This window comes from Larkinella arboricola (assembly GCF_003259745.1).
GTDB classification, from domain to species: domain Bacteria; phylum Bacteroidota; class Bacteroidia; order Cytophagales; family Spirosomataceae; genus Larkinella; species Larkinella arboricola.
Map to the genome: position 1 here is coordinate 292,075 of NZ_QLMC01000005.1, position 19,349 is coordinate 311,423.

Genomic DNA, 19,349 nt, shown 5'->3' on the forward strand with positions numbered 1-19,349 from the left:
ATGTATCATTTTGTTATGTGGTTAAACATCAATTAAATGGCAAAGCCCGGGCGGTATCCGTCCGGGCTTTCTTGTGATATTGAGCCGCCGTCAGCTTAGGGCGCTCATCCGTGAACGCACCATGGCGGCTTCGGCTTCCAGCTTGGCCACTTTCTGGCTGTAATGCACCTTTTTAACCCCGTCCGTGGCTTTGGCCAGCTTCCCCCGGGCCTTCGAGAGATTGGGGAGAATCGAATCCTTCAACAGCCTGGCCAACTCGTATTTTTCCGCCGGTAGACTGTCCAGAAATTCGGATTCCTGCTGCTGTTGGTCGGCCGGGGATGGCCCGGTTTCCGGTAATCGGCCGTTAGCGTGTAAAAACGCGATTTTGGCCCCGATTTCGTTCCGTTGGGCCTTAAAACGTTGGATTTCGTCCACCAGGTCTTTGGCGTTCACATCGTCCGGAATCTGGGTCAGTTGGTTGGAGCGGATGCACATTTGTTTGTGGGCTTCGGCCTTTTCCACCGTCAGTTGCTCCAACAGGCTGGTGAACTCGGGCAGTGAAATTTTAGGGCCAGCCGGGGCCGGATCGACGACCGGTTTTTCAGGTGGATTGACCGGCGGCTGATACCGGACCAGGGCGTCATAAATCCGCCTGGCATCTTCGACGTCGGCCGGAGTCACCAGGCCGGATCGGGCCTTCATCTGAAGCAACTCCCAATTCGCCCGGGCTTTCTTCCGCTGGCTGCTCAGTTCTTCACTAGTCATCAAGTTCGGAGGTTAAGGCGTCCCGGAAACGCTCGGTTGCCTGTTCGTAGTGTTTGGCCTGAATGTACTCATGGGGCTTTTCGTACTGATCGCACTCCTGCCGGATGGTTTCATCCACGTCAATCAAATAGTCATCAAGGGCTTCCTGAAGGTGGTAAGCGTCAATCCCGCGGTCTTTCAGGAAGGTTTTTAAGTTCGGAAAATTATGGGGTTTCTGAATGATCATGGTCGGTAATGGAATAAAAAAGCCGGGCATCGATGACCCGGCTTCCTGTTGAATTAGTCGTTTCTCGGATTTTCGCGGGTCGATTCCTGGGCCTGGGCTTCCTGCTGCCGTCGTTTCGATTCTTCTCGCAGCGCGTTCAACTCCTGTCTGGCTTTTTCCTGAATCCGGCGAGCACGTAAGATGTAGATGACGCCATCAACGAGTTGCGTAATATAGGCGGCTTCATCCGTTGACGTCGGTTGTTCGGGATCAGAAGGCTTCGTATCGTTGGCTTCATCCGGCGTAGAAGCCGGGGCCGGATCGACGACCGGAGCACCTTCTTCCGGTTCGGTCGGAGTCTGGGGAGTTTGTCCCGATGGCTCAGACGTCGGCGGCTCCGGTGTTGGTGGGGTCGCTGGCTCGGGTTGCTGTGGTTCGGCGGGAACCGGACTTGCGGCTTCCTGGGCCGCGTTTTCCAGCGCGGTATGAATCCGATTTTCCCGGGCTGGTTTCGGGGTGGCGGTGGTGGCTTTCTTGGCCATCGGTGATGGTGGTCTTTGGTTGAAAATAAGGCAGTCCGGCCGTAATCAATTGTTCTGCCTGCTCATCGGTCAGGTTCTGGTTAATGCGAACCCGTTGGCCGGAAATAAAATGGTCAACGCCCCCGTCCGGAACGTTGACCAATTCGTACTTTGTCAGCATGGTCTACGATTAAGCGCCCGCTTCTTCTTCGTCTTCGGCATCTTCGGAAGGAATCAGCGACAAAGCAGCTACTACATTGGCTTTCAAGGGCGTCAGCGGCCACATAAAGCCGTCCTGCTCGCCTTTCATCGTATAGCCCCGCTTGTCATTGCCTTTCTTGCCGGATTTGCCGGAAGGCTTGAAATAAAGGGCGTTATCCGATGAACCAGCTACGAAGAACTGACCGTCGTTCAATTCACCAATGACCACCGAACCGGCGTTCAGGTGCTTCATGATTTCCGTCTGGATGGTTTTACCCATTCCGGCAATCATGAATTCGGCCGAATGCTTGAACGACTGAAAGCCCGGATCACCGCTGGCGTCATCGTTCAGATCGAAAGTGCCGTCCGGGAATTCGTATTCCGCCCACTGCTTACCGGTCTTTAGTTCGGGAATGGTTGCGACCTCTCCTTCCTGAATGTCGGCTAGCTTGGGCCACACCCCCTTGATGTCTTTCGACAGAGCGATTAACAAGGTCCGGGTACCGCCTGGGTTGGGTTTCTGGAACGATGAACCGTCCAGGTTGGCAAAACTGACGGTGGCCATTCCAATCATAACTACCGCTGACGGATCGGACAGAGCGGAGAAGACTTCCGAGGGCAGCACAACCGCAACGGCGAACGCCAGAGCGGCCAGCAAAAAATTAAAGATTTCGTTACGTTTCACGTAAGCAAGGTGTTGAAGGTGAATGAATTGCTTGAATTAAGTACCCGGGCCTGAACTTATCAGGCCCGGTGTTACGGTGGATAGGACTTAGGCGTTATCGTTGGTCCAAATCTGCTCGGCTACGGCGATACCGGCCCCAACCTGAATATCCATCATCCAGGCAATGTCCCGGGTGCGCTTGTTGTAATCGACGGCCAGCGTATCCGATCCGCTCATGTCATCGTACAGATAGACCAGGTTGCCGCGGGTGGTGAAGATCGGCCGGTTAAAACCAGTCAAGCCCGGTTCCACGATGAACGGAATGTCGGTTCCCACAATGTTGGGCTTCAGTTGGCCTTGGTTGTAAGGCAGCGTACCGTACTTCGAACGATAATCGGCTTCGTAGTTGGTTTTCACCGTCCGGTTGCAAACACAGATCAAATCACCGGCGTAGAACTCCGAATCAGGGATTCCCGCAATGATTTTCTCGATTTCCGCCACCGAGTTGGTTGCCGACAAAATGGCCGTATCGATGATGTTTCCGGCTGGAACATCCCCGTCCGCAATCGCTTCCAGCAGTTGGGTTTTAATCCCATTGTTGACATCCAGCGGACCCGTTCCGGCCGCATTGTACACCCCGTTGTACAGGAACTTTACACGGATGTTTTCCTGCATCTTAGCCACAACCCGGGCGGCAATGTATTCTTCGAAAGGGATGGCTTCCGGGTCAATTTGCTTGGCCTTCACCTGACCCATATACGACTTGTACAGGGCCACAATTTTAGAGTGGATGAACTGCAAATCCACTTTGGCCTGACGTACTTTCCCGATACGGGGTTTGAAGTTGACGGCGTTGGCAGTCGGATTGAACGTGTCTTTACCGCCCGGTTGCAGGACATCACCCACTTCCAGGTTGGTCAACACCACTTCATCCGTGGCCTGCATCATGGTCATGTACTGGGCAATCGGAATAATGGGAGAACCTTCGATCCCTTCCAGGCCCGGAATCAGCGCGCGCAGGAAGATGTGTTCTTGGTTATCCCGGGCGTAGGTTTCCAGCGAAGTGGCCAACGCAGTGAGATTGAGAGCACTCATAGTTGATTGAAAAAAAGTTTAGTGTTGAAAATTCCTGATTTCAGATTTGAAGGTCAGCCAGTCCGTCCGGATTCAGTAGGACGATATTATTCAGCCTTCCCGGCGGCTTTCATGGCAGCCTGGTTCCAGGGCTGATCCAGTACGCCCGGCTTGGTTCGGCTGTTCTGAATGTTCTGGTCCACCGACGCACCTTTACCCCCAATTCCCTTAATGGCGGCTTCCCACTGCACCAGGGCCGCAAACCGGTCTTTGTTGTCGTTCCAGGCTTTGGCATCGGCCACCAGGGCGTTGTAGGCATCCTGACTCATTTCCTTCACCTGCACGTTGCCTTTCTCCGAAGCGGTGGTTTCAATCGTCGTTTCCGTCTCCGTAGTGGTTTCTTCCGTTTCGGTTTCGTCGGATTCTTCGTCTTCGTCACCTTCGTCAGTCGTGGTTTCTTCGGTGGTCGATTCGGGTTTCTCAACCGTGGTTTCGGTGGTCTTTTGGTCTTCAGACGCTTTGCTCCGGAATAAGTCCCGGATGCTGATTCGAACTTTGTTCATGATTATAAATAATTGAGAGTGAATGCAAAAAGAGGTTTAGGTAGCTTTCTGAGCCATTTCGTCCGCCCAGGCAATGGCATCACCCAGGTAGCCAATCCGATCCGCCAGCTTGAGCTTAATGGCTTCCTGGCCCGGGTACATTTTTCCGCTGAAAACCGATTCATCGACGCCCGGGCGTCCGGCCTTCACCTTGGCAATGAAGGTTTCCCGGATCAGATTCAATTCTCCCTTGATTTCGGTTACAAGCTCTTCCGTCAGCGGTTCGACATCGTTGAACCGGGCCTTGTGGTCGCTGCCGTCGCTTCGGATGATGGAGACTTTCAAGCCTGCATCTTCGTAGAATTTTGACGCATCGACGTGGAAGGCCAGAACGCCAATGGAACCCACCGAAGACGTGGTTTTCGATTCCATCATGATTCCCCGGGTCTGACTGGCAATCCAGTAATGAGCCGAAGCCGCCCAACCGGCGACAAAAGCATAGATGGGCTTTTGTGAGTTGCGGATGACTTCCCCGAGCATTTCAATTCCATCGACCGAACCGCCGGGGCCGTTGATTTCCAGTACCATGGCGGAAACGGCTTTGTCCTGATTGGCTTCAATGATCCATTGAGCGTAGTCTTCCGCGCCCCAACTGCATAGATCACCATACCGGGTAATGGCTCCGAGCATGGGCAACACCACCACATTGCCGGATACCCCTTCCGCTTTGGTCAGCCGGTCATACCCATAGGACGCGCCGATCTGGATACCTTCGTCATCGCCACTTACAACAAAGGGTTGTTTTTTATCTTGGGTAATCTCGAACGGTGAGAAACCTTGCTGAATCCGGCCCAGTGCCAGACCGGCCATCCGGTCATGATACGTGGGGTTCAGCGCCCATTGGGAAGAAAGAAGTACGTCTAACATTGCTAGCAGTGATCAAAAGTTGCTGCAACGATAGGGGTATGATTTGAGGGTAGATAGGACATAAAAAAGGCCCGAATCAAGCGTGATCCGGGCCGATGTCATTCGCGTTGACACTTAATTGGTAATCGGTTTCCAGTCGGTTGCGCCACTGCCCACCGAAACGGCCTTGTACCAAACCTTCGCGGCCGGATCGAAGTATTCTTCACCCAGGCGGGTAGCATTGACCGTGGGCGCTCCGGCCGCCTGCTGGAAGGTGTAGGCCACCGCCGACCGCGTAACTTCTTCCCATAGGGTTGCACCCCGGTAGAAAATAATACAATCCCCCACCCGAGGGTTCCAGTTGCGCGCTCCGGCCAGATTCAAAGAGCCAGTAGCCCCGGCGGTCGAGTGAACCAGCGTGGTGTTGCTGTCGGTAAAGTGTAGGATCACCAGTTGGCCGAGCGTTCCCGAACCCAGGAAGGTGAGATTCTGGGCCGATGCCGATGAGACGGTAAACAGCGAAGCGGGGCGAGCGTCTCCGTTACTGGTGGATACGCTTAGCGAAGATAGAGAACCGCCCGATCCCGTTAGGATCAGCCGTTGGCGCAGGGTAACGCCGTCCGGAGTGGTTCCATTTCGACGTAAGCCTAGTCCACTGACTCCACTCGCATAAGCGTCGTTAAAGAGCTGAAGAATTAACTCTTGTGCATTAGCGACCCAGCGCCAGACCTTCTCGTCAACCCCCGCACTGGTATTGCTGATCGTTTGTTTGGGGGCCGCGTCGGTGTGGCGGATTTCGCTCAGGTCAAATTGCTTCCGAATAACCAGACCATTAGCATCGGCCACATCCCGCTCGTAGAGCGTGAAGTTGCGGTCGTCTTTCACCAGGCGCTTCGAGCGAACGCCCCCCGATACCACATCCAGCCAGTGTTGCTGGTTCGCGGGTGAATCGGTGGAAAACAGCGAAAAGGCGGGTACTTCGCCATTCACTTGAACGACATGGGTTTCGTTCAGGATACTTCGACCCAGCCACCGCGCGACTTTCCCATAAATGACCCCTAGTTTTGTTCCTGACCAGTGGCCTGACGTAAAGTCGCCATATTTGCCTTCCGAAACGGTATAGGGGATATCCTGTCCGTCGATAATGGAGGGGTCGGGATCGGTGGCCGTATCGGTGGCCCGAACCCGAATCGAAACGCCTTTCCAGGAAAGCTTCGGCTGACCGGCTCCGGTGATCTTCACCAGTGAGCCGGGTTTGTTGTTGGCCAGCGGGTTGCTTGAGTAGACCCACGAACAGATGTGGCTGGCCCCCAGAATGGTAACAGGTGTGCCAGTGCAATTGTCGAAAACAATGGGGTTGTTCTGCATTCCGACATTGCCGTAGTGCGAGTTGATACGCTGTTCGGATTTCAGGTTCAGAATCGTGATGCTACCCTGGGCATCGAGATTCTTGAAGCGAATTAACCCACCGTTATTACCGTCGCCTGAAACGCCCGCAAATAGGCACGATTGAAACTTATTCGCGCCGGTTACGGCAAAGTCAATGCCTGGGCCATTACACCACAAAAATTTTACGGTATCAACCGTCAACGGCAAGGCTCCATCCGGGAATTCAATCCCCCCGCTGGGCGTTGCCCGGATGATGATGTTGTGAATGTGGGTGAGATCCTGCGGGGTGACGGTAGTGCCATCGGCCCGGCGAAAACTAATACCATACCCCGATCCCGCCGATGGTTTCCCCATAATGCTGAAGTTGTACAGCTTGCCGAACCAGTAGGCCCGACCAGATGAAGTATCCACATCGCCGTCAATGCGAATGACATCCATTGCCGAGTTCTGAACGAACTTGGTCGATGCACGGTCGCCCCGCTCCAGTGCGCCGTCTCCGAATAAGTTCACGCCAGTTGGAACGACCACCTGGTCAATGAGGTATTGCTGGGCCGGGCAATAGACATTCGTTCGCTTCAGTGGGTTGTCTTTGGCCGCATCCAAAGCCGCTTGCAGGGCCAGCGTCCAGTTACCCCCGACTACCCGATCCGCAAAGTCCAGCACGGTGATGTAATCCTTTTTTCGCCGGTAGCGGAAACCGGTTTTGCCGGGCAGCAGAATCCCGCCATATCCAGCTTGCCCGGGCGCGATTGTTCCGGCTTCCTTGACCCAGGTCCCCCCCTGAAACTGCACTTCGTCATCGTCCACTTCCGCCAGGGCCAAGCCCTGGGAAATACGACGAAGGCGGTCCTTTAAGCCTTCCTGTTGCTCGCCCAGAATCCCAGCCAGGCATAATTTCAAGAGAGCGTTCAACCCATCGGCGGTGATTGAACGCGGGGGTGATGAACTCTTTAGAACAGCATCGACTGCTGCATTAATTGCGTCTAGATTCATGTTGATTAATTGTTATTTGAATTCAAATCCGAAGGCGGAATTAAAGTCAGCGGTGGAGTCGATTAAATAGCTGTCTTCTATGCCAAGCATGTAATAGGCAGGCTGTTCGACCGAAGTCGAAAAGGTCAGCGTTGTTTGATTCCGACCATTCTTCCCACCGGTTGCCTGACCAAATCCGATTATAAGGGGTTGATCTGGGGTTCCGACACAACGGCAAAACCCGTTACGGTCCTGAAGAAATGCAACCCATTTCACGTGTTCGTAGCGTTGCAGCCAAATGGTTGTTTCCGGGCGAATTTTCGGGATAGTTAGCTGAATGGTCGGACGGAAGTAGCGGCCGTTGGCATCCGTCTCCGTATCCTCCGAAAAGAAGGCATAGTCGGGCATGACATCCACATCCACCAGGGAAGCCCCATCCGCAAAAAGAAGGTGTTGCTCGGAAAGCGTGAATTCCGGATAACCCCTATGACCCGGGCGGGGAAACCGTTCGGGCTTGATGAATCGTAGCTGGTCGGCCGGAACCAGCCGGAGCCGAACAATCCCGGCAGCATTGGTTTCCTGCTCCGGCACGGTAACGGCTGGTATCGATTTAAGAGGATCGTTAATCATACCTAAACCTATGATTAAACGACCTTATTCACTTGGACGCAAAAAGGGGCGAAATCCGGTCTGATAACCGGAATTTTCGCCCCTAAAACTATAAAGTAGGACAGAGATGCAAGGCTTTAAAATCGCTGGACAAAATCCCCGTTTTCTGGACAGGTTTTGCTCAACATTGGACGGGTTTCACGCAACTTTGGACAGGTTTGATTTTTCCCGAACCGACAGCTTGTTGAAGAAGACATCGTTCTTGACCTGGCTCCGGCCAACCAGTTTTCTAACCGCGTCGGAGGTGTAGGTTTCCACGCTGATCTGATGTTTGTGCGTGAAGCGTTCGGCCGCACCGTTCAGCGAGGGGAAAACGTCCATCCGCCCCTTCACAAAAGCAATGGCGTAAAACTCAAAGATCACTTCCAGCACCTTTCCCAATTGGGTAAGCTTGGCATCCGTCAGCAGCCGGTGTTCAATGGGGAAGGAAAGGGTGAAATTCAGGTAATCCGGGTTCAGGATTTCGGTGGGGGCTAACTCTTCTAAATCAACATCCTGAAGCGGATAGCTTGAAAAGATGGCGGCAATGATTTCGCCCAGGCGGGAGTTCCGCCGAACATTGATGGGTTCAGGTCCGAAGACGTCCGAGTTCTGGAAAAATTCTTTAATGTACGGTTTAACAGGTACGGCAAAAGTCATTGTGATGATAATTAGAAGGTTCGTATATTTACTTCACCAACTGACCATCTGTCTGTCTATCAACAGCCAGGCACTTCAAACGCCCGTCCCACCGGGCGTTTTTTGTTTTTGAAATATAGGTATTAATACCTAAATAATCAAACGTCAAAATGCTTATTTAAAAGTAATTGCCGGACTTTTTTCGAGTGCTTTCGAAAACCCTTTACGAAGGTTACACGGCGCTGGATCAATTGCTTGGACACTGGAATGCGTTGGGGCAGTAGCTTCTTACAATTGGATTATGCGTAGGCATGTAATCCGGTATAACCCCTTCTTAATCAATTTTGCCGCCAATCTTTGCGCAGAACTACCCAGGTCTGAGGTCGATTTTTTTTGTAACTCTGTATCATCTGTAACAATAGAGGGTAAATGCCTGTTATACAGATTATTATCCGATACAAACTTTGTTTTCGATTTTGTATCAACTTTTAAAAAAGTTGTATCTACCTCCTAAAACCGCTTTTTAGCGGTCCCCCTTAAAGCCTTTATTTTTTATTTTTTGTAACCTTGTATCCTAAGATACAAAAAATTGTATCTTTTATATCCATTGATTCCCAGACTAATAAGTCGTAAAACTGGGGTTCGGATACAGAGTTACAAAAAACTTCAGGTTTTTTGCCGGGGGGTTGAAGGGGAACAACAACCGGCAGGGTTGGGCAAAAAAAAGGCCCGATTTCGGGCCTTCTAAAGCGGTTGTCGTTTTGTATTTATTTTATCTGTCAGCCAGCATCCGGGTAATAGGTCTTGCCTGGCTCCCAGACGGGCGGTATCTGGATTAATTGTCCACGATCAACTAAATCCCAGAAGTCTTCCACCGAGCGGTTGACGGGCGTTTCTTTCTGCCATTCCAATAGGGAAACATGCGTCGTTCGGTATTTACCATTGATCCCCTTCCCGGACTTTTCAACGACGGCAAATCCCCGGTAGCTTTCACCCGGCGTTTTCCACCAGCTATAGAGCGGAATGGTCCGGTCCTTTACGTCTTCCGTGTCTCTCATGGCTAAACGTTGGGGGTTAGTCCGTAAGCTTCCGGATTATCGACGTCATCCATGATCATCACCTTGCCTTCATTCAACTGCTGCATGTAGTGAAGGCAAGCGTTCAGCGTGTCTACATCGTCGCACCCGGCCAGTTTATGGGCCATCTGAACGGCCGCGTCCCGCATCATCAGGATCGGCTTGTATTCGTCGGGGCTGTGCGTGGCCACCAGCTTCTTTCGGTTTTCTTCAGCGGCATTCACCAGCATCTTATTGAAGGGACCGTCCGGCTTGATCTGGGCCAGCATGGTCAACGCCATTTGCTCGAGGATGTAGGCTACTACCCGGTTCTTTCGTTTCGTGGCACTTTCCGCCGGTTGCAGTGGAGTTTCAGGGTTTTTGTCCATGGTTCACGCGGCTGTTTAAGTGTTGGAGATACTGGCCGAAGTAGGGCAGCAACAGGATTTTTAAGGTCTTTTTCATGGTCATTTACCTTGTGATTAAACATCAATTGAAAAATAGGTGCACTATTTTTCTAGAGTGACAAATTTTTTTACGCTTTGTTCTTTCTGGTTGTGGAAAACTTCATCCGCTTCCGGATCGAACGGCCCAGTATAATGACCATTCCAACCAGGTAGCCCAGGTCGTTACCAAGCGAGTTTCGGCGGTCGCGCCAGATCAATCGTTCGTTTTTCATTTGATTAAAATGTGACGGTGGGTACTTATTGATATTCAAGGGCACTTCATTAAAGTGCCCATTTCCAGGTGATGGAAGGTTTAAACTCAACAGGTGCATCGAAATAGTCTTCCGGGTCGATGTCTTTACTACCTATGCCCAGACATTCCGGATGAAACCGGTATTCCATAGGGGCTGGATGGGGCCAGGCGCGAATAGGCGTTTGGCCTTCGCCTATTACTTCGCCACATCTTGAACAAAGGCAGTGCTTATCCCCGGCATCCGGAGAGTCGGCAAACTCACGGTCAGTTGGTAGAATTGAGATTGATTTTGGGTGTCGCTCCATAATCGTTGTTCTGCAAAGGGATTTTATTGACTTCATAAATTCGGTGGGTTATTACTGATGGTTTACAAATCGGAGGTTTAATGGACTAAAGACTATAAAGGCCAAATCCTCATTTTTTGAACATATATAACGTATAGGATAGCCATTCTAACAGGGGGCAGCTTATATTGATTAGCTAATCATTCCTCGCTATGGTACCAGAATATATTCAAGCCCAGCTTAAAGAATTAAAATGGATCGTTTCAAAAGGTTTTCAACTGAGACATCACCCTTCCAAACAGTTTGAGCCTTTCATCATTTATGATGCTATTTACTTAATCCGGCTGCTTCGGAAGTTAAAAAGCATATAAAACGAGGGGGTAGCATAGGGAGGTTTGTTTTAGTGTATACAATTGACTACCTTCATAATAATCAGTATCATCTGAGTCCCTTCTCCGCCTTCTTTTGGCAAGCTGTCGGTCTAGCTTCTCTATAACCGACAGACTTCTCATGCTACTCGTTTTCTCGGTTGTTGATGCCGCTGATGGAGATATCCGCCCACTTGTTTATTACTCAGAACGCCTTGAATTAAGCTTTGATCTACTCAGCCGCTATGTCAGGACCGGGTTTACCATTCTATCGGCTGTGTTGCGCGAACCGAATGGGGTTGAGACTTCGCTGCCCATCGAAGCGATTGATGGAGAGCCGATAAAGGACTACATTCAGCGGCTTCAAAAGGAGTGGGAGAGCATTTTAAAAAAACGTCCATAAAACGAGGGTTTTATTGACTGCAAATTGATAGGGGAGAAGCCCCGCGTTTTCTCCCCAAAATCGGTACAGAAACCCGGTCCAGTATTCTACGTCTAATTATGTGGGTGGTTGGCGGGTTTCTTTACTTTTTTCGGCCCGGTCCTGACGGACATAGGAATACAGGGTTTGTTTGGAGATACCGACCAGGTTGCAAATGTCCTGAATGGGTGTCTTCTGGTCGTAGAGCTTAATGGCCAGTTGCCGGGCGTTGGAATCGACCTTGAAGTTTCGGCCACCCTTGCGGCCGCGGGATCGGGCGGATTCCAGACCAGCCATCGTTCGTTCCCGGATCAACTCCCGCTCGAACTCGGCAACGGCCGCGAAAATGTGAAAGACCAGTTTGCCGGTGTTTGATGTCGTATCAATTGACTCATGCAGACTTTTCAGGGCAACCCCTGCTTTTTCCAGGTAAGCCATCCAGTCGATCAAATCCCGGACAGATCGGCCCAGACGGTCCAGCCGCCAGACCACCAGCACATCACCTTTCCGTAGCTGCTCTTTCAGCCGGTTCAACTCCGGCCGTATAGCCGCTGTTCCACTTACCTTGTCCGTGAAGACCTTTTCACAACCGGCCTTCTTTAAAGCGTCTTGCTGAAGTTCCGGGTTCTGTTCCGTCGTCGATACCCGGGCGTATCCAATTAGCATCGTAGTAGCGTTTTGATTATTCAACTATTCCTTCGCCATCCGTCCACCAGCGTTTGACCGCCGGGATGCAAATGACCAGCAAAAGGAACACCGCAATGACTATGTGATTGATCCAATTATTTTTCATCATGATCGACGTTAGAAAGTGATTTCGTTGATGGCCTGGCCCGGTGTCCGGACATACAGCATTTCCTTGGAACCGCCATTGGGCTTGCGGATAATACGTCCCTGGGCGTTTTTCATTTCGTCCGGGTTCAGGATGTAGCCGTTGTACTTCGCCCAGGCTTTCAGGGCTTTTCCGAACCGTTGGGCTGTGTAGGTCTTTAGCTTTGTGACCCGGATAAAATCTTCAAACGCATCATCCCGAATGATCAGCGAATCCAGCCGCCCGGACTCGGGCGCGAAATAGACATCGGCCCAATTCCGGAAGTGATCTCCCATTTCCGACATCAGGTTCCGCTTGCTGACGTTGTTCATGGGCGGTACAATCTTTTCGTCGGTCGAAAGATAGAAGCGCAGACACTGAGCCATGAAGTTGTAAAACAGGTTCCAGTCTTTGTCGTCGAAGTCCGTAAATAGTGACTTTCCGAAGTCATCCGTTGGCGTCCGGCTTTCCTTGTAATCACCGTTGTTTTCGTGGTAGTAGTCTCCAAAGACCGTGTAGAGCTTCCGACGTAGGGATGACGGGTCAGTCATCCGGTCCCCGAAGTTGGTATCAAACCAGAATTTTGGAGAGTCTTCAAAGCTGATTTCAATTGACCGTTTTTGCTTGGGGTTGACGGTCATGGCCGACGTCAGCGGGGCGAAGAAGAAACCGAAGTTCAGAAACTCGTTGGCATCTTCGACGTGAATCAAATCCGTGTCGGCATCGACGTTTTCAAAAACGTGGGGGTTCTCCGTCAGCTTGGGATTACGGCCGTCCAACTGAACCTTGTTGAGCAGCTTGTACAGTGCCTTTGCTACTAGTCCTTTCCCAGCGCCACCGTGGCTTTCGCCTTCTTCCGACAGCTTGTTGTCCATCGCAAAGACGGCCCAGGGTTTGGCCGGGTTCTTATACCGGTGCAGGGCGTAACCAATGGCAAAAATCCGGTTGATCAAATGAAGCTTCTGTTCCGCGATTTCTTCCGGCAGAAGTAACCCGCCATCGATGCTGAAGCGGAATTCCTGTTTGTACGCTTCCTGTTTTTCGGCGGTGTCATACGCCAGCATCTGATTGATCTCTGTCTCGTTGAAACCGTACTTTTCAGCGTACTCAGAAAGGGCTTTCTCGGGCAGTTCACAGAGGTTCAACCGTTCTTCCAACTCCTTCCGCCAGTGAATCCGGCAGGTCTGAATCAGGAATTTGAAAAACATACAGGAATTATCCTTGATGTTAATGTCCCAGGCCCCTTCCTCATTGCGGGTAATCCTGAACATTTCCGGAAGGACTTTGGCGTCATGCTGGATCACTTTGGACTCCCAGATGTATTTGTCCAGCGTTCCGGACTTTTCTTCCATGATTCCGGAGCCTGTCACCTTCCAGGCGGATTTTTTGAAAAACAGGTATTGGAAGTCCGGCCCGTAAGTCTTGAAATCTCCATCGAACACCGGAATGTTGGCCAGACTCGAATCACCCAATTGCGGGGTTTTGTAGATCGTGTTCCGGAGGTCGATGGGCATTCTCCGCTGTTCCAGAAAACCATGAATGAAATCCTTCACAGCCGCGGTTTCAATGGTGCTCACCACGTTGTTTTCAACCCGGACGTACTTGAACCCGTCTTTCTCTTTCTGGCTCCGGAAACGGGCATATCCGTTCCGGTTTAAGAAGTTGTAAGCGTGGACGTTATTGAAAACGTACTTTACCACCGGCTTGCCAAACATGAATTTGACGTCTCCGTTTTTATCCCGGTCAACCTGCTCATCCCAAAACTGATAGGGAACGGCAATCTTCCGCAATTCGTCAAAATCAAATTTCCGGTAGTAGCGCAGGAAGTCCCGAACATCCTTGCAGGGATTGCCCCGGGCGTCCAGGTGTTTCTTTAGTTCACAGGGAAGCCAGATCGTCCGGATGGCCAGGTATTCCATCGCCAGTTGATGAGCCGCCCGAACGCCCGTTCCGTCGATGTCGGGAAGGTTGTAGATCACTTCGGCAATTGCCGTCAGGGCTTTGAAATCCATCGGCCGAAGTTGGGCCGTTTCGCTGTTCATCCATACCACCCGGTAGCCCAGAGCCGCCACGTTCAGGGCGTCCGATCCGCCCGAGACTAAGATGATTTCGGGCAGCTTCTTTTCCTTCCGCTTTTCTTCCGCGTTGGAGTCTTCCGGGTCATAGTCCTTATCCTTTTCAGCCTGAAGCTCTGCATACTTCTTTTGAGCCTGGGCCAGTCCGTGGATAAAGTGTTCCGGCTTGATGCCATAGCTCTGAAACCGGAATTGCTTTTCGGCCCTGGGTTTGTAAAGCTTCTTCCAATCCCCTTCGTCCCAAAGGAAAATCGGAAACCGTTCGTTGGAAGTGTACTGGTGGGTAACACCTTTGGCCGTATAGGTATACCAGTTCAGGCACTTCAGACGGTAATGGCTGCAAAGCTGAATGGCGGCTTTCGTCCGGGCTTCATCATCCCGGCCCAGGGCGTTCCAGGCGTTGGGGCTGAAGATGTGTCTTAAGTCATGGATCTCGAATTCCCGGAAGTCGAAATTCATACTGCCTTCCGCTTCATCGGGCGTGGCGGTCCAACTGTTGTAGTCGGGCTTGGTTTCCGGGCGTTGAGCTCCGGCGAAATTATAGAATGCAGCCACCGTTTTGAGGGCGGTGACAAAATCCACGTTGTCTTCAAACTGGACGATCTGAACCGCATTTCGGGCTTTTTGATCACCGCCAAAATCGGTGACAATCCAGATACCTTCTTCGGTTCGTTTCAGCGCGGCCGACGCTGTTTTTTCGGGCCGTACTTTAAATTTTCGTTTCGTTGAGCTTTCTGATTCCCGGGCATCCGGATAGCGATGAATGATATATGAGATACCGCCATCGATGGCCAGTAATTCTTTCATGTCGATGTGGTTACTGCTCATGGTCGGGTCAAACGGTGTAGTTCACGAATGCGTTGGTTGATGGCCAACAGTTCTAATCCTCTTAGTTGCGGATTGCAATTGCTCCGGTACCGGATCAGGAAGCTTTTGTCGGTGATGGTTGACACGAGTTCGCCTTTATAGACCCCGGCCCGGATGGTGATGTTCAGCATAATGGGCGCTGTTGAAGATGAATGATCTGTTAAAAAGCTTTGGCCAGTCAGGTGACCGGCCAAAGTCCCGGCGATTTAACCCTTAACCCTATGCCTGAACAGGACGGTTATATCCTGAAAGTCCAGCACCCAATACCCTAGCTTAATGGCATGGCATATCCGATTCAGACCCGCCCGTACCTGGGCGTTGGTCAGACCTTCGTGACCTAGTTGGGGGTTGGTATAGTACGCTAATTGGAGGTAGGCCATCATTTCTTGCAGACAGCCCAATTGATAGGAAGACAGCACAATATTGACCTGGCCAATGTCGTCCCCTTCGTCGCCGTTCCAGCCCATGGCTTCGTCCAGGTGGTATAAGTCCCCTAATGACAGACCGGACTTTCTACGGCCGTTCAACCAACCCAGAATCAGGTTTGTCATTAAGTTTTGAGACAACTGGAAGTCTTCGGCGGATAGCGTCAGACAAAAATTTTGGACAGAGAGTCCCTTACCCACCGGCGCTGAAGGTTTCAGCAGCCGCGGGAAAAACGCGGATAATGATAGCATGATGTTGGTAGTTAGAGAGTGGGGTTAGTCGTTACAGCCGTAGCGGTTATTAAGCGTGGTGAGGATATGGTCGGAAAGCTTGTCTAACTGGTCGGTGGAAACCGGCGGACGTTGGTGGGTAATGAAGAAGGATTCGTTACTGTGCTTTTTGAGGACGGCCGACAATTCGCTTACCATCAATTGGGCATCCTGCAAGATTTCATCGGGCCATTCGGCCAACGTTCCGGCATCGAACTTATCAAAGACTTCCAGAAGGGTAATTTCCGGAGTCCAGACTTTGGGCAGTTCCAGGTAGTCCTTTTCGATGGCGGTTAGTGTCTCCAAACTCCATGCTGAAACTACATTTCTCAGTCGGGTGGTCAGGTCTTCCAGATACTGTTGAATTGCATCCGCTCCCGGTACTTCCTTTAAAAACCGGTCGTTGGCTGCCTGCACCGTGAAAGTCATGTTCACGGCTGCCTGATGGGTCAGCCCTTCCTTCCTTTTTCGTCGATGGTATTCGACGGTTTGTGTGTTGGTTCCCATTTACGTTCAAAAAATATGTGGTTAAACATCAATTAAAAGCAATCTTGGTTGGTGTAAAAAGGGGAGTTAAGTTTGCGATCTTAAAACCATTTGCACATGTCTCAGCCTGTTTACCTACTTGTCGATAATACCTATGCCAATGACGTAGGTGGTTATACTACAGATTCAGAAAAGATTGATTACAATCTTCAGGCCCTACTTTTGAAAAAGAAACTTCAATCTCACACGCCTTCTACTGGCCGATATTCAATCTTTGCCTTTCCTGCTGGCCGGTATGTGATGATTCTACAATATGAACCTACACTAACCAACTGTCAAATGGCCTTTATTCATTTTGAGCTTAGTATTGACGACTGGTTTGATCACTTTGCAGATACGCTTACGCCTAAAACTATTCAGGGTATCTTTGAAACTCAGCAGAAAATCAAGGCGAGAGGGACCGATTTTCAACAGACGGTCGTTCTGACGACAGAGTTTCCATCTTTTTAAATACTTCATTGAAATCCACTTTTTCATGTAGGCCATCAACGAAAATGAAGTCGATGTCTTCATCAGAACTGGCTCCCTGATTTACTTCAGACCCTTGTGTACTCATCATTTTAATAGTTATGGATTAACAATCAATAACACGCTACTCAAAACCGTAATAGCCGTAAGCCAGGTAAAAGGCGTATTGGTCCAGATAGGAATTCAGTTCGGCTATTTCTTTGATAAGCTCTTGGACTGTCTCGAAATAGGTAACGGCATCCGTGCTCATTATCAGACTTAATTGGCATAAAATAACCGTTCGACAGGCTTTAACACCTTCCATTTTAGTCAACACCATGTCCCGGTTTTGCCCAGGCTGTTTACAGTTAAATTGGAGAAACTCCTTCTGGCATTCTTCAAAACTTTTAGGCTCCTCAATCGCTCCCTGCATCACTTTGTCATGTGGTTAAACATCACTGGTAGCGTACTCCATAACGGCCGGTTCGGAAGGTGGTAATACCGGATTCTGATTTTCATCGACCAGAACAGAATAACAATCAACAATCCCGGCGGCTGCACCACAACCAGCGGCAAGCAATCCACAAAAGGCACGGATAAAATGATCATCGATGATTACCACCAAACCGACGAATAGGAGAGCAAGAGCTACCAAAGGGAAAATAAGCTTTATCATTTCATGTTAGTTAGTGTGCTTACACAGCTTAAGCGGCAGGATCGGGAGCCAATGCCTGATCCATCAGACGTACAATCTTGGCCGTTACCTTCAGGCTTGCCCGACCGGCATGGGCGTTCTGAACTTTAAAGTAGCCACGCACCCCATCAAAGTCAGAATCCAGCTTCCCAATCCGGTCCGCAATGTCCCGGACACTTGTGAATTGACTGGACTTTTCCGACAGCCGTTCACGCCAGTATTCGACCGTCAAAATGGCTTCATTAACCGTTCCTTCAATGGATGGATTTACCGGTTGAATTTTGTCGCTTTTAGCCATACTTTTACTTATCAAGTATTACTTGTCAGGTTTTGATGAGTACAAATGTATATGTTGAAAATATACTTGTCAATATATACACGAACTATATTTTTTTGAAATGACCACTCTTGGGCAACGTATACGTCAAAAGCGACAAGAAATGAAATTGAGTCAAGATCAGTTGGCTCAAAAGATGGAAAAAAGTGGTAAGCAAATAGTGTCCAATTGGGAAACGGATAGGTCAGAGCCTTCTATAAGTGATCTGAGAAAACTAGCGGAAATACTAGGGACAACCGCTAGCTGGCTCATTGATGGGGGAGAGTCACCACAAACCAAGGTAGTCCAAGAAGTACCTCCTGGGTATGTGTTAATGCCAGCAGAGGAAGTGATTGAAATGCAACGACAGTTAATAAGAAGTAAAGATCAAACAATTAAAGAGAAGGAGTGAAGCCCTTATTAGGGCGCTTATACTGATTTCGTTGAATTATAATTAAATTCTCTAAGAGCATTTAGTAAAGTAATAATTACACATCATTATGAAAAATTAGGGTATGAATCACGAAGCTGGGCTGTCGGAAGTAATGGATTTAGATGAAAAAACGAAAAATGATAGGTTACGGGAGTTAAAAGGTGAGTTTAAAAGAAAGGCCAGAGGCATTCGTTTATGGACGATAATATGTTTACTAATTGTTATTTTAGCTGTCTTTTACTATTCAGCGTATTTTATATTCAATGGGAAATATGCATTTAATATTTTTATCAAAAACCAAGAACTTTATTATGCCTTTAATCTGGTATTTCTTCTTATTGTCCTAGTTAGTTTAGGCTGTTTAATGTATTTGTATCTCATAAATAGAGAGCTTGTAAAAGATTATCAAGATAATACAGACCAAATTAATTTAAAATTCAATAGGGTAAGAGATACTAATTCAATGTTTGTTTTAAATGATAATCATATTGAACTATTTAATGATGAGAACCAATTCTCACAAAAAGCAAAGACTCCGTTACATGATCCGTTACGTGATAAGATAAGCTATATCGATATTATAGAAGGTTGTGCCCTTTCTAAGGTGAGGATTGAAAAAGAAATTAATAAGTTAGGCTCAAGAGCAAATGTAAACCTTGTAATAGGCTCTGTATCTACAATTCTCGGCGTAGGTGTTCTAGTATGGAGTACCTTTGGCATCTCTCCAGGAAGTACAATTCAAGTGGTATTGCCAACTTTTCTTCCCCGATTATTCATAGCTATATTTATTGAGGTGTTTTCTTTTTTCTTTTTGAGGCTATATAGGAATACTTTGGTAGATATAAAGTACTATCATAATGAGCTTACGAATATTGATTTTAAAGTATTATCATTAAAAACTACTTTATTTAAAGACAATGACCCATTGTTGATACATGTCATTCAGGAGTTCGTTAAAACGGAGCGTAATTTTATATTAAAGTCAGATGAGGCTACCTTAATAACGATTTTAAATAAGTTGGAGAATGAAAGGGATAAAAATTCATCAGATAGTATAAAAATCGCTATAGAAAGTCTACAAAAATATTTTAATAAAGACACTAAATGAAAATATATCAGTAAACACGGTA

The 19,349-nt window shown here is 49.2% G+C and carries 26 protein-coding genes; 4 read left to right on the forward strand and 22 right to left on the reverse strand.

Features of this window, described 5'->3' with window-relative positions; all coding sequences use genetic code 11:
• Positions 1-90: 90 nt before the first annotated feature.
• From LX87_RS20390 to LX87_RS28855, 14 genes are all read right to left on the reverse strand, one after another.
• The gene (locus LX87_RS20390; protein ID WP_111630122.1) at positions 91-747 is read right to left on the reverse strand and encodes a hypothetical protein; all 657 of its coding nucleotides are present in this window, start codon (positions 745-747) and stop codon (positions 91-93) included.
• Positions 740-973: a hypothetical protein gene (locus tag LX87_RS20395; RefSeq protein ID WP_146624515.1), complete on the reverse strand. Its 234-nt coding sequence runs from the start codon at positions 971-973 to the stop codon at positions 740-742. The genes LX87_RS20390 and LX87_RS20395 overlap by 8 nt, the downstream gene beginning before the upstream one ends.
• 53 nt (positions 974-1,026) lie before the next feature.
• Positions 1,027-1,494: a hypothetical protein gene (locus tag LX87_RS20400; RefSeq protein ID WP_111630124.1), complete on the reverse strand. Its 468-nt coding sequence runs from the start codon at positions 1,492-1,494 to the stop codon at positions 1,027-1,029.
• Between the two features lie 169 nt (positions 1,495-1,663).
• Positions 1,664-2,359 carry a hypothetical protein gene (locus tag LX87_RS20405; protein WP_111630125.1) on the reverse strand — a complete coding sequence of 232 codons (696 nt, stop codon included), beginning with the start codon at positions 2,357-2,359 and terminating at the stop codon, positions 1,664-1,666.
• 87 nt (positions 2,360-2,446) lie between these two features.
• On the reverse strand, positions 2,447-3,433 hold the full coding sequence (locus LX87_RS20410) for a hypothetical protein (protein ID WP_111630126.1): 987 nt from the start codon (positions 3,431-3,433) through the stop codon (positions 2,447-2,449).
• An 86-nt stretch (positions 3,434-3,519) separates the two neighbouring features.
• Entirely contained in the window at positions 3,520-3,975 is a 456-nt protein-coding gene (locus LX87_RS20415) for a hypothetical protein (RefSeq protein WP_111630127.1), read from the reverse strand.
• A gap of 36 nt (positions 3,976-4,011) precedes the next feature.
• Positions 4,012-4,881 (reverse strand): S49 family peptidase, encoded by an 870-nt coding sequence (locus LX87_RS20420; RefSeq protein ID WP_111630128.1) that lies wholly within the window; start codon positions 4,879-4,881, stop codon positions 4,012-4,014.
• 114 nt (positions 4,882-4,995) lie between these two features.
• Positions 4,996-7,242 carry a hypothetical protein gene (locus LX87_RS20425; protein WP_146624516.1) on the reverse strand — a complete coding sequence of 749 codons (2,247 nt, stop codon included), beginning with the start codon at positions 7,240-7,242 and terminating at the stop codon, positions 4,996-4,998.
• A gap of 12 nt (positions 7,243-7,254) precedes the next feature.
• Positions 7,255-7,851, reverse strand: a complete 597-nt coding sequence (locus tag LX87_RS20430) for a hypothetical protein (RefSeq protein ID WP_111630130.1) — start codon at positions 7,849-7,851, stop codon at positions 7,255-7,257.
• Between the two features lie 177 nt (positions 7,852-8,028).
• Positions 8,029-8,529 (reverse strand): hypothetical protein, encoded by a 501-nt coding sequence (locus LX87_RS20435; RefSeq protein ID WP_111630131.1) that lies wholly within the window; start codon positions 8,527-8,529, stop codon positions 8,029-8,031.
• A 758-nt stretch (positions 8,530-9,287) separates the two neighbouring features.
• Complete coding sequence (locus LX87_RS20440) at positions 9,288-9,566, reverse strand: hypothetical protein (protein WP_111630132.1); 279 nt, start codon at positions 9,564-9,566, stop codon at positions 9,288-9,290.
• Positions 9,567-9,568: 2 nt separating this feature from the next.
• Positions 9,569-9,952 (reverse strand): hypothetical protein, encoded by a 384-nt coding sequence (locus tag LX87_RS20445; protein ID WP_111630133.1) that lies wholly within the window; start codon positions 9,950-9,952, stop codon positions 9,569-9,571.
• A gap of 146 nt (positions 9,953-10,098) precedes the next feature.
• Positions 10,099-10,242, reverse strand: a complete 144-nt coding sequence (locus LX87_RS28850; RefSeq protein WP_170139402.1) for a hypothetical protein — start codon at positions 10,240-10,242, stop codon at positions 10,099-10,101.
• 49 nt (positions 10,243-10,291) lie between these two features.
• Entirely contained in the window at positions 10,292-10,603 is a 312-nt protein-coding gene (locus LX87_RS28855) for a hypothetical protein (protein ID WP_170139403.1), read from the reverse strand.
• A 453-nt stretch (positions 10,604-11,056) separates the two neighbouring features.
• Between LX87_RS28855 and LX87_RS20450 the strand changes: the two genes are divergently transcribed.
• Complete coding sequence (locus LX87_RS20450; protein WP_111630134.1) at positions 11,057-11,317, forward strand: hypothetical protein; 261 nt, start codon at positions 11,057-11,059, stop codon at positions 11,315-11,317.
• 96 nt (positions 11,318-11,413) lie between these two features.
• Here the strand turns inward: LX87_RS20450 and LX87_RS20455 are convergent, their stop codons facing one another.
• The 5 genes from LX87_RS20455 to LX87_RS20470 all read right to left on the reverse strand — a co-directional run bounded on the left by LX87_RS20455 (position 11,414) and on the right by LX87_RS20470 (position 16,290).
• On the reverse strand, positions 11,414-12,001 hold the full coding sequence (locus LX87_RS20455; protein WP_111630135.1) for a recombinase family protein: 588 nt from the start codon (positions 11,999-12,001) through the stop codon (positions 11,414-11,416).
• 138 nt (positions 12,002-12,139) lie between these two features.
• Complete coding sequence (locus LX87_RS20460) at positions 12,140-15,049, reverse strand: hypothetical protein (RefSeq protein ID WP_111630136.1); 2,910 nt, start codon at positions 15,047-15,049, stop codon at positions 12,140-12,142.
• Complete coding sequence (locus tag LX87_RS28860) at positions 15,046-15,219, reverse strand: hypothetical protein (RefSeq protein WP_170139404.1); 174 nt, start codon at positions 15,217-15,219, stop codon at positions 15,046-15,048. Before LX87_RS28860 ends, LX87_RS20460 begins: the two co-directional genes overlap by 4 nt.
• Before the next feature lie 75 nt (positions 15,220-15,294).
• Positions 15,295-15,639, reverse strand: coding sequence for a hypothetical protein (locus LX87_RS20465; protein WP_170139405.1), 345 nt, complete (start codon positions 15,637-15,639; stop codon positions 15,295-15,297).
• 150 nt (positions 15,640-15,789) lie between these two features.
• Positions 15,790-16,290 (reverse strand): hypothetical protein, encoded by a 501-nt coding sequence (locus LX87_RS20470; protein ID WP_111630138.1) that lies wholly within the window; start codon positions 16,288-16,290, stop codon positions 15,790-15,792.
• Positions 16,291-16,386: 96 nt separating this feature from the next.
• Between LX87_RS20470 and LX87_RS20475 the strand changes: the two genes are divergently transcribed.
• A complete protein-coding gene (locus LX87_RS20475) occupies positions 16,387-16,779 on the forward strand; it encodes a hypothetical protein (RefSeq protein ID WP_111630139.1) in 393 nt (130 codons plus the stop codon).
• A 142-nt stretch (positions 16,780-16,921) separates the two neighbouring features.
• On the opposite strand, the gene LX87_RS28865 is transcribed toward LX87_RS20475, so the two are convergent.
• From LX87_RS28865 to LX87_RS20485, 3 genes are read right to left on the reverse strand one after another with little or no spacing between them, the layout of a single operon-like run.
• Positions 16,922-17,212, reverse strand: a complete 291-nt coding sequence (locus tag LX87_RS28865) for a hypothetical protein (protein ID WP_211325345.1) — start codon at positions 17,210-17,212, stop codon at positions 16,922-16,924.
• Between the two features lie 12 nt (positions 17,213-17,224).
• A complete protein-coding gene (locus tag LX87_RS28605; protein WP_146624517.1) occupies positions 17,225-17,452 on the reverse strand; it encodes a hypothetical protein in 228 nt (75 codons plus the stop codon).
• A gap of 28 nt (positions 17,453-17,480) precedes the next feature.
• Positions 17,481-17,768 carry a hypothetical protein gene (locus tag LX87_RS20485; RefSeq protein ID WP_111630141.1) on the reverse strand — a complete coding sequence of 96 codons (288 nt, stop codon included), beginning with the start codon at positions 17,766-17,768 and terminating at the stop codon, positions 17,481-17,483.
• Between the two features lie 100 nt (positions 17,769-17,868).
• Here LX87_RS20485 and LX87_RS20490 point away from each other — a divergent pair, with 100 nt between their 5' ends.
• Positions 17,869-18,198, forward strand: a complete 330-nt coding sequence (locus LX87_RS20490) for a helix-turn-helix domain-containing protein (protein WP_111630142.1) — start codon at positions 17,869-17,871, stop codon at positions 18,196-18,198.
• A 103-nt stretch (positions 18,199-18,301) separates the two neighbouring features.
• Positions 18,302-19,327: a hypothetical protein gene (locus LX87_RS20495; protein ID WP_111630143.1), complete on the forward strand. Its 1,026-nt coding sequence runs from the start codon at positions 18,302-18,304 to the stop codon at positions 19,325-19,327.
• The last annotated feature ends 22 nt before the right edge of the window (positions 19,328-19,349 follow it).

Coding starts and splice junctions, on each gene's coding strand:
- LX87_RS20490 (WP_111630142.1), top strand. CDS start 17,869: ATGACCACTCTTGGGCAACGTATACGTCAAAAGCGACAAGAAATGAAA.
- LX87_RS20470 (WP_111630138.1), bottom strand. CDS start 16,290: ATGGGAACCAACACACAAACCGTCGAATACCATCGACGAAAAAGGAAG.
- LX87_RS28850 (WP_170139402.1), bottom strand. CDS start 10,242: ATGAAAAACGAACGATTGATCTGGCGCGACCGCCGAAACTCGCTTGGT.
- LX87_RS28855 (WP_170139403.1), bottom strand. CDS start 10,603: ATGAAGTCAATAAAATCCCTTTGCAGAACAACGATTATGGAGCGACAC.
- LX87_RS20435 (WP_111630131.1), bottom strand. CDS start 8,529: ATGACTTTTGCCGTACCTGTTAAACCGTACATTAAAGAATTTTTCCAG.
- LX87_RS20455 (WP_111630135.1), bottom strand. CDS start 12,001: ATGCTAATTGGATACGCCCGGGTATCGACGACGGAACAGAACCCGGAA.
- LX87_RS20400 (WP_111630124.1), bottom strand. CDS start 1,494: ATGGCCAAGAAAGCCACCACCGCCACCCCGAAACCAGCCCGGGAAAAT.
- LX87_RS28860 (WP_170139404.1), bottom strand. CDS start 15,219: ATGCTGAACATCACCATCCGGGCCGGGGTCTATAAAGGCGAACTCGTG.
- LX87_RS20495 (WP_111630143.1), top strand. CDS start 18,302: ATGAATCACGAAGCTGGGCTGTCGGAAGTAATGGATTTAGATGAAAAA.
- LX87_RS20440 (WP_111630132.1), bottom strand. CDS start 9,566: ATGAGAGACACGGAAGACGTAAAGGACCGGACCATTCCGCTCTATAGC.
- LX87_RS20415 (WP_111630127.1), bottom strand. CDS start 3,975: ATGAACAAAGTTCGAATCAGCATCCGGGACTTATTCCGGAGCAAAGCG.
- LX87_RS20395 (WP_146624515.1), bottom strand. CDS start 973: ATGATCATTCAGAAACCCCATAATTTTCCGAACTTAAAAACCTTCCTG.
- LX87_RS28605 (WP_146624517.1), bottom strand. CDS start 17,452: ATGATAAAGCTTATTTTCCCTTTGGTAGCTCTTGCTCTCCTATTCGTC.
- LX87_RS20390 (WP_111630122.1), bottom strand. CDS start 747: ATGACTAGTGAAGAACTGAGCAGCCAGCGGAAGAAAGCCCGGGCGAAT.
- LX87_RS20430 (WP_111630130.1), bottom strand. CDS start 7,851: ATGATTAACGATCCTCTTAAATCGATACCAGCCGTTACCGTGCCGGAG.
- LX87_RS20420 (WP_111630128.1), bottom strand. CDS start 4,881: ATGTTAGACGTACTTCTTTCTTCCCAATGGGCGCTGAACCCCACGTAT.
- LX87_RS20450 (WP_111630134.1), top strand. CDS start 11,057: ATGCTACTCGTTTTCTCGGTTGTTGATGCCGCTGATGGAGATATCCGC.
- LX87_RS20460 (WP_111630136.1), bottom strand. CDS start 15,049: ATGAGCAGTAACCACATCGACATGAAAGAATTACTGGCCATCGATGGC.
- LX87_RS20465 (WP_170139405.1), bottom strand. CDS start 15,639: ATGACAAACCTGATTCTGGGTTGGTTGAACGGCCGTAGAAAGTCCGGT.
- LX87_RS20475 (WP_111630139.1), top strand. CDS start 16,387: ATGTCTCAGCCTGTTTACCTACTTGTCGATAATACCTATGCCAATGAC.
- LX87_RS20485 (WP_111630141.1), bottom strand. CDS start 17,768: ATGGCTAAAAGCGACAAAATTCAACCGGTAAATCCATCCATTGAAGGA.
- LX87_RS20445 (WP_111630133.1), bottom strand. CDS start 9,952: ATGGACAAAAACCCTGAAACTCCACTGCAACCGGCGGAAAGTGCCACG.
- LX87_RS20425 (WP_146624516.1), bottom strand. CDS start 7,242: ATGAATCTAGACGCAATTAATGCAGCAGTCGATGCTGTTCTAAAGAGT.
- LX87_RS20410 (WP_111630126.1), bottom strand. CDS start 3,433: ATGAGTGCTCTCAATCTCACTGCGTTGGCCACTTCGCTGGAAACCTAC.